This is a genomic window from Acinetobacter sp. 1130196 (genome assembly GCF_000588095.1).
GTDB lineage: Bacteria > Pseudomonadota > Gammaproteobacteria > Pseudomonadales > Moraxellaceae > Acinetobacter > Acinetobacter nosocomialis.
In genome coordinates, this window is the sequence record NZ_JFWX01000002.1 from 140,149 (window position 1) to 155,201 (window position 15,053).

10 protein-coding genes are annotated in these 15,053 nt (G+C 38.6%); 1 reads left to right on the top strand and 9 read right to left on the bottom strand.

Annotated elements, in window-relative coordinates; genetic code table 11:
* Positions 1-3: 3 nt before the first annotated feature.
* The 6 genes from J671_RS07280 to ahcY form a co-directional block, all read right to left on the bottom strand.
* Positions 4-1,242 carry a multifunctional CCA addition/repair protein gene (locus J671_RS07280; RefSeq protein ID WP_031981829.1) on the bottom strand — a complete coding sequence of 413 codons (1,239 nt, stop codon included), beginning with the start codon at positions 1,240-1,242 and terminating at the stop codon, positions 4-6.
* A 91-nt stretch (positions 1,243-1,333) separates the two neighbouring features.
* Positions 1,334-3,604, bottom strand: coding sequence for an NADP-dependent malic enzyme (locus tag J671_RS07285; RefSeq protein ID WP_002052468.1), 2,271 nt, complete (start codon positions 3,602-3,604; stop codon positions 1,334-1,336).
* Positions 3,605-3,840: 236 nt separating this feature from the next.
* Positions 3,841-6,693 (bottom strand): putative bifunctional diguanylate cyclase/phosphodiesterase, encoded by a 2,853-nt coding sequence (locus tag J671_RS07290; protein ID WP_031981831.1) that lies wholly within the window; start codon positions 6,691-6,693, stop codon positions 3,841-3,843.
* 135 nt (positions 6,694-6,828) lie between these two features.
* Positions 6,829-7,551 carry a 16S rRNA (uracil(1498)-N(3))-methyltransferase gene (locus tag J671_RS07295; protein ID WP_022575356.1) on the bottom strand — a complete coding sequence of 241 codons (723 nt, stop codon included), beginning with the start codon at positions 7,549-7,551 and terminating at the stop codon, positions 6,829-6,831.
* A gap of 18 nt (positions 7,552-7,569) precedes the next feature.
* Positions 7,570-8,406, bottom strand: coding sequence for a methylenetetrahydrofolate reductase [NAD(P)H] (gene metF, locus J671_RS07300; protein WP_004707740.1), 837 nt, complete (start codon positions 8,404-8,406; stop codon positions 7,570-7,572).
* A 70-nt stretch (positions 8,407-8,476) separates the two neighbouring features.
* Positions 8,477-9,859, bottom strand: coding sequence for an adenosylhomocysteinase (gene ahcY / locus J671_RS07305; RefSeq protein ID WP_000994845.1), 1,383 nt, complete (start codon positions 9,857-9,859; stop codon positions 8,477-8,479).
* Positions 9,860-10,080: 221 nt separating this feature from the next.
* Here ahcY and J671_RS07310 point away from each other — a divergent pair, with 221 nt between their 5' ends.
* The gene (locus J671_RS07310) at positions 10,081-10,617 is read left to right on the top strand and encodes a cysteine peptidase family C39 domain-containing protein (RefSeq protein WP_031981833.1); all 537 of its coding nucleotides are present in this window, start codon (positions 10,081-10,083) and stop codon (positions 10,615-10,617) included.
* 39 nt (positions 10,618-10,656) lie between these two features.
* On the opposite strand, the gene J671_RS07315 is transcribed toward J671_RS07310, so the two are convergent.
* The 3 genes from J671_RS07315 to lipA all read right to left on the bottom strand — a co-directional run bounded on the left by J671_RS07315 (position 10,657) and on the right by lipA (position 14,904).
* Positions 10,657-11,040 (bottom strand): carboxymuconolactone decarboxylase family protein, encoded by a 384-nt coding sequence (locus J671_RS07315; protein ID WP_000043121.1) that lies wholly within the window; start codon positions 11,038-11,040, stop codon positions 10,657-10,659.
* A gap of 103 nt (positions 11,041-11,143) precedes the next feature.
* Positions 11,144-13,609 carry an acyl-CoA dehydrogenase gene (locus J671_RS07320; protein ID WP_031981835.1) on the bottom strand — a complete coding sequence of 822 codons (2,466 nt, stop codon included), beginning with the start codon at positions 13,607-13,609 and terminating at the stop codon, positions 11,144-11,146.
* Between the two features lie 281 nt (positions 13,610-13,890).
* Positions 13,891-14,904, bottom strand: coding sequence for a lipoyl synthase (gene lipA, locus J671_RS07325; protein ID WP_001289255.1), 1,014 nt, complete (start codon positions 14,902-14,904; stop codon positions 13,891-13,893).
* Positions 14,905-15,053: the final 149 nt, after the last annotated feature.

Sequence of the window (15,053 nt, forward strand, 5' to 3'; positions counted from 1 at the left end):
TGATTAAGAGTGGCTAAGGCTTTGATGTTGATTTTTAAACTCAGCTAAAGCCTCAATTCGATATTGAATGAGCATTTCACCAATTTCTGCACCCTTAATGTTCTCTGGTAAATCCTGAACTTTAATAGAGCGAACAATCTGCATCGCTTCACGCATATATTGAGCTTGAGGATACGGACGATCTTCTAGCCCTAATCTGCCTTTTGCATCACATTCACAGGCTTGGACAAAAGCTTCTACTCTTTCTGGACGACGTAAAACATCTAAGCGTTGTAATAGACGCCATAAAGTACCTGGCTTTAATGACATAATCTGGTGGCATTTTAAATGCTCTTTACACACTGATAATGCCAACTGCTTGGTTTGCGTTGGGACTCTTAAACGTTCACATAATTGAGTAACTGGTTTAATTCCACGTTCTTCATGCATGATATGACGAGGAAGCTCATCGGCTGGAGTAAGAGCCTTACCTAAATCATGCACTAAAACAGCAAAACGTACATCGAGTGAGTAATTCGATTTACAAGCTTGTTGTAATGACATAAGGGTATGAACGCCACAATCTACTTCAGGATGATATTCAGGACGTTGAGGCACACCAAATAAAGCATCAATTTCAGGGAAAAGATGTTTTAATGCGCCACAATCACGCAAAGTTTGAAAATAAATATCTGCATGAGTTTCCATTAAAGCGCGAGAGGTCTCTTTCCAAACACGCTCTGGTGTTAATGCATCCAGTTCACCTGACTCTGCCATGGTTTGCATAAGTTGCAAAGTCTCTGGCGCAATTTGAAAACCATATGGAAAATATCGTGCAGCAAAACGAGCGACGCGCAAAACCCGTAGGGGATCCTCAGCAAATGCTTCTGAAACATGACGTAGAATTTTATTTTCTAAGTCGCTTTGACCACCATATGGATCATATATTTTGCCATCTTGATCCATGGCAATTGCATTAATTGTTAAGTCACGGCGAATTAAGTCGTCTTCTAAACTTACGGTTGTATCAGTAAAGAATTGAAACCCATGATATCCCTGACCAGACTTTCGTTCGGTTCGTGCAAGTGCGTATTCTTCTTTGGTTTCGGGATGAAGAAACACAGGGAAATCTTTGCCTACAGGCTGGAAACCTTGGGCGAGCATGTGTTCCGGCGTTGCACCGACAACAACATAGTCTTTTTCTTGATAGGGATGCCCAAGTAAAAAATCTCGGACGGCACCGCCTACTAAATACACTTGCATGAAAAAACCTCTATTCTTCAAGCAATCATGCTACAGAATAGAGGTTTTCTCAAGTGATTAGAGATGCTTTTCGTAAAAAGCAGTTTCTAAATTACTTTTCTTGTTGTTGAATTTCAGCAACAGTTAAAGCAGTCATATTGATAAGGCGGCGAGTCGTCGCTGTAGGTGTCAAAATATGAACTGGTTTAGCAGCACCTAGCAAAATTGGACCAATTGTAACGTTGTTACCAGATGTTGCTTTTAACAAGTTAAATGAAATGTTTGCTGCGTCTAGGTTCGGCATAATCAGCAAGTTTGCTGAGCCTTTGAAACGTGAACCTGGGAAAGCATATTGACGAATGCTTTCATCTAATGCTGCATCACCATGCATTTCACCTTCAACTTCAAGCTCTGGAGCTTGCTCAGATAAAATACGATAAACTTCACGCATTTTTTGAGCGCTTGAATCAGTCTGGTCGCTACCGAAACTTGAGTGAGAAAGTAAAGCTACACGTGGTGTAATACCAAAGCGACGTACTTCTTCAGCTGCTAAAATTGTCATTTCAGCAAGTTGTTCAGCAGTCGGGTTAGTATTTACATACGTATCAGCAATAAACAAATTACGATCTTCAAGCATTAATGCATTGAGCGTGAAGAAGTTATTCATACCTTCTTTAAGACCAATGACATTACGTACGAAGTCAAGGTGAATGTTATAGCTACTGTAAGTACCACATAACATACCGTCTGCTTTGCCGAATTTAACCAGAAGAGATGCAATTAAAGTTGAGCGACGGCGAGCTTCACGTTGAGCATATTCAACAGTAATGCCTTTACGTTGCATTGTTTGGTAGTAGTCTTTCCAAAACTCTTCATACATCGGGTTTTGTTCTTGATCTACAATCTCAATATTTACACCGTGTTGTAAACGTAGACCTAATTTTTTGATGTTTGCTTCAATGACTGCAGTACGACCAACTAAAATTGGTTTAGCTAAATCTTCATCAACTGCAATTTGAACTGCACGTAATACGCGCTCATCTTCGCCTTCAGCATATGCAATACGTTTAGGATCTGTTTTTGCTTGAGCAAAGATTGGTTTCATTAAGAATGCTGAGTTATAAACAAACTCAGAAAGTTTTTGACGATATGCAGAGAAATCTTCGATAGGACGAGTTGCAACACCTGAATCCATTGCTGCTTTAGCAACAGCAGGTGCGATTTCTAAAATTAAGCGTTGATCAAGTGGGCGTGGAATTAAGTAGTCACGACCAAATGAAGCAGATTTTTCACCATAAGTAGCTGCGTCAGCTTCTACGTGAGCCATACGTGCAATTGCGTGTACACATGCAATTTTCATATCTTCGTTAATTGTTGTAGCACCTACGTCAAGTGCACCGCGGAAGATATAAGGGAAACATAACGCATTGTTTACTTGGTTCGGGTAGTCCGAACGACCAGTTGCCATAATGACATCAGGACGTACTTCATGTGCATGTTCAGGCAGAATTTCTGGATCTGGGTTTGCTAATGCAAAAATAATTGGATTTTCAGCCATTTGTTTCACCATGTCTTTGGTGAGAATACCTGCAGCTGAAAGACCTAAGAACATATCTGCGCCAGCCATTACTTCATGTAATTGAGTCGCTTTAATGTCTTGTACATAACGCTTTTTAGATTCATCTAAGCCTTCACGTGAAGTCGTAAGTAGACCACGAGAATCGGCAACAATGATATTTTCTTTATTTACGCCTAACGCGCAAAGTAAATCTAAACAAGAAAGGGCAGCAGCACCTGCACCTGAAGCAACGATTTTGATTTCTTCAATTTTCTTGTTAACGATTTGTAGAGCATTTAATAATGCTGAACCTACAATAATACTTGTACCGTGTTGGTCATCATGGAACACAGGAATTTTCATGCGTTCACGAAGTTTCTTCTCAATATAGAAACATTCTGGTGCTTTGATATCTTCAAGGTTAATGCCGCCAAAAGTTGGTTCTAATGAAGCAACAATATCAACGATTTTATCTGGATCGTTTTCAGCAATTTCAATATCAAATACATCAACACCAGCGAACTTTTTAAACAGAACGCCTTTACCTTCCATTACCGGTTTAGAAGCTAATGGACCGATGTTACCTAAACCAAGAACCGCAGTACCGTTACTGACAACAGCAACTAAGTTACCACGCGCTGTGTATTTTGCAGCAGCTGAAGGATCACGTTCAATCTCTAAACATGGAGCAGCAACCCCTGGTGAATAAGCTAGAGCCAAATCTCGTTGGTTGACGAGTTGCTTACTAGGCGTGACGCTGATTTTCCCTGGATTTGGATATTCGTGGTAATTTAAAGCGGCCTGTTTTAAAGATTGATCGTCCATCTGAGTCTCTATTTGATACAAAAAAGCAAACTAGTCAAATCACTCATTTAGGGGGAGGCAACTCATTTCGTTTACTTTGCTTTAATTTTTACCAATTAAGAGAATAGTAGACGAATTGCCAATAGCCCCGTAGTGAGCTAAATGCTAAAGAATATAACACTACTTCTTTATTTCTCACAGTCAAAAACGCTCATTTTTGGAAAAACCAGCGCATGTAAAATAGACTGTTAAAACAATTATGAAATATACGTATTTGATTGTAGATATTGAATAATCTGATTTGGATGGAGTGGGCGACTAAAGAAATAGCCTTGTAAAAAATCACATTGTTGTTTTTGTAGATAAATGACTTGTTCCTCAGTTTCAACACCTTCAGCAACCAGTTTTAATCCCATACTTTTGCCCATCGCAATCATGGCATTGACAATCGCTTCTTGTTTTTGATCACCAATTTTAGAAATAAAGGCTCGATCTATTTTCAAAATATCGATTGGGTACTCTGTTAGATAAGCTAAAGATGAATAACCTGTACCAAAATCATCGAGTGCAATTGAAATATTGCGTTCTTTAATTGAATGCAATAATTTTTTCACATTATCAGTATTGTCTAATAAAGCCGATTCGGTAATTTCTAGCTCTAAATTTGAACCATCTAACTGATAGTGTTCTAAAAACTCATCCAAGTCATTGAGTAAGAGACCTCGATGAATTTGTTGGGCAACAATATTTACCGAGACTTGGATATCTGTATAGCCAGATTTTTTCCATTCTTGTAATTGTTTGCCGACTTTATCTAAAACGACTTTACCGATATCAGAAATAAGGCTACTACGTTCAGCAAAAGGAATAAACATATTCGGCATAACTAGTCCTTTTTCAGGATGTTGCCAGCGAATTAAAGCTTCAAAACCCTTAACTGATTTGTCATTTAAATTAATTTTCGGTTGGTAATAAACAACGAACTCATCATTTTGAATGGCTTTACGGAGCTCTTGTTCTAAATCGGCTGTCTTATATGGATTTGTTGTTTTATTACAATAATAGCTAATAGTATTGCCGCCCAGACGTTTTGCTTCTGACAATGCTTGTTCAGCGTGGTTGTTAAGATGGTCAACTTGTCTGCCATGTTCTGGGAAACAGGCGACTCCAATAGATGCTGTAATAAAATATTCCTGCTGATCAATATAAAAAGGTGCATTCAAAGCTTGTAATATATTTTGGCAATATTGCTCAATATTTGGGTGAATAGGTGATATTTCATAAATAATCGCAAAATCATCCCCATTTAAATAAGCGACTAAAATAGCATTAATATTGGTGAGACGTAGACGCTGTGCAAATTGTTTCAGTAGTTCGTCACCACTATCATTATTTAAGAACTCATTAAATGCTCTAAATCTATCAATATTAATTCGAATTAATGCCAGATTTTTAAAACTATAAGAGGGATTGACTAAATATTGATGTAATTGATTGTAATAATAAAAACGGTTAGGAAGGTGAGTTAAACTATCATAATTTTTTAAATAAGATAAATGTTGCTCTTGGCGTTTTTGCTCAGTTAAATCACGTGCAAAACCAATATAATTAATGACTTGATTGTGTTCATCTTTAACCGCATTAATATGAAGCCATAAATAAACACTCTTACCCGAAGCAAATTTTTCATCAAACTGGCCCATATATTCACCAGTTTTAAGAAGTTGTTGGGTAATCGAGTCATGAAACTGTTGTTGCTGCAATTTCTGATTTATTGCGATGTTAAATAACTGCTGGTTTAATAACTCAGATTTCGAAAAACCAGTTAATTTTTCATAATAAGGATTAACATCAATATAATTAAGTTTTTCATCTAGAATGAAAATTCCTTCAGCAGCTTGTTCAAGCACAATAGCGCAGAGTCTTAAATGCTCTTGATCTTTTTTTTCCTGATGAATATCTCTGGTCATTCCAACCATGCGTAAAGCTTTATTGGTTTTAGGATCACGGCTAATGACACGCCCTACATCATGAATCCAGCGCCAAGAGCCATTACGACGTAAAATACGAAAAGTAATATTGAAATGATCAGATTTTCCTTCCAAATGTTCTTTTAAACGTTCATCAAATAATTTTCGGTCATTCGGATGAATACGCTCTAATATGGTTTTGAGATGTAAAGACGTATTTTGCGTTTGTTTTTGTTGATCAAAAAAAGTGATTTCTAGTTTTTGTTTTTCAATATCCCAGTCCCACGGTCGAATACCTGCAGTTTCATGGGCAAATGCTAAATTATGACGATGACTTTCAAGCCTTTCATTCATTTTGGTTAAGTCGTATGTTCTTTCACGTACTTTTTGTTCGAGTAAATGATTATTAAATTGAAGCTGTGCTTCAATATCTTTGGATTTATTTACTTCTTGTTGGAGCTGTACACATAACTCTTCAGCCCATTGAGTATGCTGTTCCGCGACTTGTACAAGTTGCTTATTTTTAAATAATAGTTGAGAAATTTTTTGATAGTTACGTTGAGTTGCATACGCACAAAGCAAAGTTGCTACAAAGGCTAAGTTATAAGCAAAGTAAAAAGGAAGTTGGGTGACTTGAGAATGGGTAAATTGACTAATAAGGAGTGGAACTGTACTTGGAATAAAGAGTAAATAAAAATATCGGGGCTGCTGAGTTAAAAAAGTAAGACCAATAATATGTGCTGAAGTAATAAATAGGGCGATTAGGATATGAACATCGGATACGGAGATTAAGCTAGCTGGAAGTGAAAAATGAAGAACAATTATATTTATTCCCATTAAAATTCCAGAGAGCAAACAAATAGCTTGCAGGGTCAAATCAGTTTTTTTAATAAAATTAATATCGCGATATTGTGTTAAAAGTTTTGGAATAAATAATAGACAGGTAAAAATTAAAACGGTAAAGCCAATTGACCAAATAAACTTTGTAATGTAAGAAGTAAAGTAACAAGAGAAAATAAGGGCTGAAATTAGGCAAAGTAATATTAGGCTAATCAGATACCAGCGAATATATTGAATTGAGAGCCGGAGCTGTTCAATTATTGTTTGATGCTGTAAATATTCTTCCTGAAGGCCAGACATAAGATTTTTCTATCCTATTTTTTTTACATTTATACAGAAAGAATCTGATTTATCAGTGGAAAAAAATTTAAATTAATATTCATACAGTAAAAGTAAGTTAACTTTAATTGTTGATTTAATCAATGTTCAATTAGTTTATATGGATAAAAACCGATAATTTAAAATAGATAATGCTACAACAGGTGCAGTTTCAGTGCGTAATACACGATCTCCAATACACCAGTTCATAAAACCAGCTTGATTCGCTTGCGTAATTTCATTTTCGCTTAAACCACCCTCTGGTCCAATTAATAGGGCAAGTTCAGGCTGAATCCCTGACAATACATCTTTTTGTTCTTTTTCAGGAGCTAAAACAAATTTAGATACAGGAAGTTCAGAAGAGCTTAGCCATTCATTAAGCGAAATAGGAGCTAAAACTTCTGGGACTAAGTTAAGTCCACATTGCTCACATGCTGCAATCGCAACAGCTTGCCAATGGTCTAATTTTTTTTGGTCTCGGTCATATTTCAAACGCATTTCACAACGGTCACTGGTTAAAAGCTGAATTTTGCTAACACCAAGTTCAGTGGCTTTCTGAATAGCATAATCCATTCGGTCACCTTTACTCATGACCTGACCAAGAATAGCTTTAAAAGGAGCGTTACGGTTTGCAGGATTAAAACTCTCAATTGTGACAAATGCATTTTTTTTATTAATTTCGGTCAATGTTGCGAGATATTCTCCGCCTTGTCCATTAAATAGAGTCGCTTGTTCTTGTAGTTGTGCACGTAAAACACGTACCCAATGATGGAATACCGATTCAGTCAGCTGAATTGTTGAGCCAACTGTAAGTTCAGTTTCGATAAAAAAACGATTCATTGGGTACGCCTTACAAAATTAATTTAAACCAAGATCAACAACAAGTTGACGAGTTGGTTCGACTTGGTTCATTGAGTAGAAGTGCAAGCTTGGTGCACCACCTGCAATCAGGCGTTCGCATAGCTTAACAACAACTTCATGACCAAAAGCTTTAATACTTTCACTGTCATCGCCATAGGCTTGTAACTGCTTACGGATCCAGCGAGGAATTTCAGCACCAGTACCATCTGCAAAGCGAATTAAGTTGCTTGCATTGGTAATCGGCATGATACCAGGAGCTACCGGAATGTTAATTCCAGCTTTTTCCAAACGCTCCATAAAATAAAAGTATGAATCTGGATTAAAGAAGAATTGGGTAATTCCAGCATTGGCACCAGCTTGTACTTTTTCAATAAAACGTTGGATGTCTGAATCAAGACTTTCAGCTTGAGGATGCATTTCTGGGTAAGCTGCAACTTCAATATGAAAATGATCACCTGAGTGCTCACGAATAAAACGTACTAAGTCTTGAGCATAAGGAAGCTCGCCAAGACCAACCTGTCCAGATGGTAAGTCGCCACGTAAAGCGACAATACGGTCAATGCCTTGAGCTTTATATAAATCGAGTAGTTCAGCAATACGCGTCTTATCATCACCAATACAAGAAAGGTGAGGGGCAACAGGAGTGCCTTTACCGTTGAAATCTTCAATAGCGGCAAGTGTACGTTCGCGAGTAGAACCACCAGCGCCATAAGTAATCGAGAAAAACTCTGGATTTAATAGCTGTAATTCTTGGTGAACAATACGAAGTTTTTCAGCACCGGCATCAGTTTTTGGCGGGAAAAACTCAAAAGAAATAGGTGTACGTTTAGTCATGTCAAATCCTTGTAAACAGCGAAACATTTTAGAAAAAAGGGCAGTCGGTTCACCGTCTGCCCTTAAGTTCTTAGTATTTGTAAGCGTCAGATTTGAATGGTCCCTCAACAGCAACACCTAAATAATCGGCTTGCTCTTGAGTTAACTGAGTAAGTACACCACCGAATCCTGCAACCATTGCCGCAGCAACTTCTTCGTCAAGTTTCTTAGGAAGAACTTCTACGCGAATTTTTGCAGCTTTTTCGCTTGCAGGAAGGTCAGCAAATTTCTCTTGGAATAAGTGAATTTGACCTAAAACTTGGTTAGCAAAAGAACCGTCCATCACGCGTGATGGGTGACCAGTTGCATTACCTAAGTTCACAAGGCGGCCTTCAGAAAGAAGGATAAGGTAGTTGTTTTCGTCTTCTGAACGATAAACTTGGTGAACTTGTGGCTTAACTTCAACCCACTTGTAACCACGTAAATAAGCTGTGTCGATTTCTGTATCGAAGTGGCCGATGTTACATACAACTGCACCAGCTTTTAAGCTGTCTAGCATTGCGGCATCACACACGTGGTAGTTACCAGTTGTTGTTACAACAAGGTCAGTGTTGCCAAGAAGATCGTGGTTAATATCTTCTTTTTTACCTGTTTGTACGCCGTTTTTATATGGAGATACAACTTCATAGCCGTCCATACATGCTTGCATTGCACAAATTGGGTCAACTTCTGTGACACGAACGATCATGCCTTCTTGACGTAAAGATTGTGCAGAACCTTTACCTACGTCACCGTAACCGATCACAAGCGCACGGCGGCCAGATAAAAGCATATCTGTTGCACGTTTGATCGCGTCATTTAATGAGTGACGGCAACCATATTTGTTGTCGTTTTTAGACTTAGTAACAGAGTCATTTACGTTAATTGCAGGTACTTTTAAAGTGCCGTCTTTCCACATTTCGATAAGACGTTGAACACCTGTAGTTGTTTCTTCGGTAATACCGTGAATACGTTCTAAAAGGGCAGGGTATTTTTCATGAACAAGAGCAGTTAAGTCACCGCCATCGTCCAAAATCATGTTGGCATCCCAAGGTTGACCATTTACATTGATCTGTTGTTCAAGGCACCATACATATTCTTCTTCAGTTTCACCTTTCCAAGCAAAAACTGGAATACCGCGAGCAGCAATTGCAGCAGCAGCATGGTCTTGAGTAGAGAAAATGTTGCAAGATGTCCAGCGAACTTCAGCACCTAATTCAACAAGCGTTTCAATAAGAACCGCTGTTTGAATGGTCATGTGGATACAGCCAAGAATTTTTGCGCCAGCAAGTGGTTTAGAAGCTGCATAGCGTTTACGTAAGCCGATCAAAGCTGGCATTTCTGCTTCGGCAAGTTTGATTTCTTTACGACCGTAGTCAGCAAGTGAGATGTCAGCAACTTTGTAATCTGTAAATGAAGCATTAACCGCGTTCATCAGGATCTCCTAGGAAAAAATAGTATTGATCATTCTGTTCGCGGATGCCGTTGTTGGTTAAAACGAGTGTTTAACCGATCGTCGAGCCTGGCAAAATGATCTTTAGTGCCGATCATTTGTCGCAGCATCCCTCGACTAGCGAAACATTGTACTTGGAAAAGCTTTTAGTGCCAATCCAGTTTTGTTTATTATCTGCTTAATTACGACTTTAGGTTTAAATTATGGCCTTAAATATTCCCGAATCTTTGGCAAATCTCGAAGCGAACAGTGGAGTTTTCGCAGTTTGGATGGTACTAAAGCATTATGGGATAGAAATTGATGTCGCTGAGTTGATTAAAGTTTGCCGATATGAGCAAGATGGTACCTATACCATTGCTTTAGCTGTTGCTTTAAAAAAGTTTGGTTTTGATGTGTCCTTTCACTCAGATCATGATCCCAATATTAGCCCGAGCGAACGCATGAGCTATAAAGAAGCAAAGGTACTAAAAATTCCAATAGGATCTGCTTTGAGCTATCAAGATATTCAAGCTGCTATTCATAATGGAAAAATGATGATTGTGTACTACGACACTTTAGATGGCGTAGGTAATCAGTCACTGGTTTATTCTATAGATCAAAATGAAATTTGCTTTTTTGATAGTTTTGAGCCGATGTCGGCAACAGTTTTTGAGAACCAGCGTAATGTAGAAGGAATTTGCCGTCAGGCTATTATAATTGGTGAACGTAATTTAAATATTTATTCGACTACATTAAATTAGATCAAAGTGAGCCAGTAGAGTTCCTGGCTCAGATTAAAATTATTGTTGTTGATATTCTTGAATGACTTCTAAAGCAGCGCGAAAAGCTTCCTGAGTAGCAGGAGCGCCGCAATATGGCAAACTATGCAATAAAGTTTCCTGAATTTCTTCCACTGTACAACCATTATTGAGTGCACCACGGACATGGCCTTTAAGCTCGGTAGGAGATTTAAGCGCAGTTAACATTGCTAGAGTGATTAATGAGCGATATTTACGTGGTAGCACACCTTCACGCTGCCAAGTCGAACCCCAAGCATGTTCATTAATCCAGTCTTGTAAGGGCTGGGTAAAGGGTACCGTATTTTCTTGTGCACGTTTTACAAAAGCTTCTCCCATCACTTCTGTGCGTACTTTTAATCCATTTTCGTAATCTTGCTTAGACATTAATTTCTCCTAAAAATAAAAGCGTCGAGTGACGCTTTTATGGTTATTTATTAATTAATGCGAATCAAAAATGATTGCAATAGTGAATTGGTGGAGGCATCAGTCACACTATTTGATGAGGGTTTGATAAAGGCAGATCTTTGTCGAGTTTTTCATCAAAAACATCGGTAAGCATGCTGTCAAATCGAATTGCGTTGTATTGCAACAATTGTTGAGCTTCGCTATCAGAAATAAAGCCTTCTTTTGTAGCCTGCGCAATATTCTCTTCAAAAGTAAGCCCTGTAAATTTTCCTTTAGATTCAGCTTTCTTAAACTTATCCCAAAGCGGCTCGATGGTTCTTAAAATCTGGAATGTATGTTCCAGACGTCCAGTCACGTCATTAGGTTCAGTTGAATAGTACACATGGTGTTTAAGTTGCTCTCTAAAAGGGTGTTCTTCCATCATAAGTTCAGCTACTTGTTGTTTTAACTCATCGTCAGGTTTTGAAATCACGCGGCCTAACGGGAAACATATCCATTTGACAAGTGCTGCTGGAAACTTGGCTGGGAAGTTATCAAATAACCCCCAAAATGCTTCCTGAATATTCAAGAATGCTTTTTGTAGTGCTAGTTTGGCATGCAGTTGTTCAGCTTCAGTTTTTTGCCCAGCTTCATAAAATTTTAAAATTGCAGTAGATATAAATAAATGCGCATGTATATCGGCTAAACGTCCTGATAGCATTTCTTTACGTTTTAAATCTCCGGCAAGTAAGCCAAGCGACATATCAGAAACAAGTGCGAAGTTGGCACTAAAACGGTTAATCGTTTTATAGTAACTCGCAGTGAACTGATCTGATGATTGAGGTGCATCACTTGAACCACCTGTCCAACCATAAGCAAATGATTTTGCACCACGGTTAAAGGTATAGGCTAAATGTTTAAATAACAGGTCATCGAATTTTTGAACTGCATTGGCTTTATCATCAGACTGAAGCAATTGTAGTTCTTCAAAAAGATAAGGGTGACAGCGCATTGAACCCTGACCAAAAATCATGAGTGAACGGGTTAAAATATTTGCACCTTCGACTGTAATTGCAATAGGAATAGCTTGATAGGTAAGTGCAAGGAAGTTGCGGGGCCCAAGCTGAATACCACGTCCACCAGCAATATCCATGCCGTGATTAACCACTTTACGCATGGTTTCAGTTGCATAGTATTTTGCCATGGCAGTCATCACGGCAGGGGTTCCACCTTGATTTAAACCACATGTCACTAAATAACGGAATGCTTCAAGCATATAGGCATCACTGGCAATTTCACTACTTGCTTCTTGTACACCTTCAAATTTGCCGACAGAAATATTGAACTGTTGACGAATTCTTGCAAAAGCACCGACAGTTAAATAGCTCATTTCACCTGCGGCTGTGGCTAATGCTGGAAGGGAAATGCCACGACCGACGCCTAAGCATTCCATCAGCATGCGCCAGCCTTTACCAGCATTTTCTTGTCCGCCAATAATCCAGTCAATTGGAATGAAGACATCTTCACCTTCTACTGTTCCATTCATAAATGGAGAGCCGGGATAATGGCGTGCACCTATTTTCACACCTGCATGGCTTGCAGGAATGAGTGCGCAGGTAATACCGTATTCGGTTTTATTTTTATCACCGAGTAGACCTTCAGGGTCATAAAGCTTAAATGCTAAGCCAACTACGGTGGCAATTGGAGCAAGCGTAATCCAGCGTTTAGAGAAATTCATGCGTAGACCAAGAACTTGAGCGCCTTCATATTCGCCGTAGCAAACCACTCCCGAATCTGGAATTGCGCCTGCATCTGAACCTGCTTCTGGACTCGTTAAACCAAAGCATGGAATTTCTTCACCTTTAGCAAGGCCTGGTAAGTATTGCTGCTTTTGTGCATCAGTACCGTAGTGCATGAGTAGTTCGCCGGGTCCTAAAGAGTTAGGGACCATACAACTCACTGCTGCGGTTAATGAACGTGAGGCAATTTTGCTCATAATACGGCTTTGAGCAAATGAGCTAAATTCTTTACCGCCAAAGGATTTTGGAATAATTAGGCCTAAGAAACCTTTATCTTTAATGAATTGCCAAACTTCAGGAGGAAGGTCTTTTAATTGATGATGAATTTCCCATTCATCAAGCATACTACATAGCACTTCAACTTCATTATCGATAAAACTTTGTTCTTCTGGTGAAAGTGTAGGATAGGGATATTTTTCAAATTGCGACCAGTCTGGAGCCCCCATAAACAATTCTTTTTCCCACCAGCTTGTTCCTGCTTCTAAAGCTTCTTGTTCGGTTGTGCTGATGCTCGGCATTGAATTTGCCAGAGTTTTATATGCAGGTTGAGTAATTAAGTTAAACCGTAAAGGTTTAAACAAAATGATAATGCTCAGCGCAATAAGAGGAATACCTAAGAGTAATGACCATGGCGTTAAAATGAATGCAGTAAGTATGGCGACCGCAATCATAAGAACACTGCCAATGACTCTGTTTAGGTTAAAAAAGAAAATTGCCCATATTGCAATGAGCTGAATGACAATACTTAAAACAAAGAGTAGGAAAATCATACTTGCTCCTTGCTAGATAAGCCCTCAAGTTGGAAGTTACAAAAAAAGCGAGGAGAGATTAAGGCTTAACTAGCTAATTTTTTAATGCTGTTTAAATTTAATTTTTTATGTCGCAATTGATGTATATGCTAGAGCAGGGATATATCGTGCTTTTAGATATAAGATATTTTTAAATGAATGTGTAATGGCTTGTTTTATCGATTTGTCAAGAAATGTTATTGATTTTCTTATACAAATAAAAAGCCCTCAGATTAGAGGGCTTTTTTAAAAGATTTACTAGATTAAGCTTCGACGACCTGAACCGCGATTTTTTTAGCAGGATCTACTTTACGACGAACTTCTGGTACTGGTTCGCCATGATATTGGCGGTCAGCAAAATAACTTGAACGAACCATTGGTGCAGACCAGATATTTCTAAAGCCAAGTTTACGGCCATGCTCTGCATAGCGTTCAAACTCTTCTGGTGTTACAAAACGGTCAATTGGCGCGTGTTGTTTAGAAGGTTGTAAATATTGACCGATAGTCACATAGTCGACATCGTGAGCACGTAAGTCATCAAGTAATGCAATCACTTCTTCTTCAGTTTCACCAATACCTACCATCAAACCACATTTTGTTGGAATGTCAGGGCAGTATTCTTTAAACATTTTCAATAAGTTTAAAGAATGTTGGTAATCTGAACCTGGACGCATGGCTTTATACAGACGAGGTACAGTCTCAATGTTGTGGTTAAATACGTCTGGTGGACATTCAGTCATAATGCGTAAAGCAATATCCATACGTCCACGGAAGTCTGGCACTAAAATTTCGAGTAATGTATTTGGACTAAGCGCACGAGCTTCTTTAATACAGTCCACAAAGTGTTGTGCACCGCCGTCGAGTAAGTCATCACGGTCAACCGAAGTAATTACTGCATATTTGAGCTTAAGATTGGCAATTGTCTCTGCCATGTGACGAGGCTCATCAGGGTCTAATGCATTTGGACGACCATGTGCTACATCACAGAACGGGCAACGACGTGTACAAATATCGCCCATAATCATGAATGTTGCTGTACCACCACCAAAACACTCTGGTAAGTTAGGACAAGCTGCTTCTTCACAAACGGTATGGAGTTTTTGAGCACGTAAAGTCGTTTTAATACGCTGAACTTCTTCTGGTGCCGTCATCTTGACACGAATCCAGTCAGGTTTACGCGGCACTTCAACCGTAGGTACAACTTTTACAGGAATTCTTGCGACTTTTTCAGCGCCACGAAGTTTTACACCCTGTTCAGGTTTACGGTGTTCTGACATATTTAACTTTTCCACTCGTTTATAGAGACATTGACATTGTATTATAGCGGAGTTCTTTGGTTAATAGCGGAAAATAACTATTCATATAATAAATGTGGTTATTCAGAAATATAGGGTTGAGAAATACATAAATTCACCGCATATTAGTC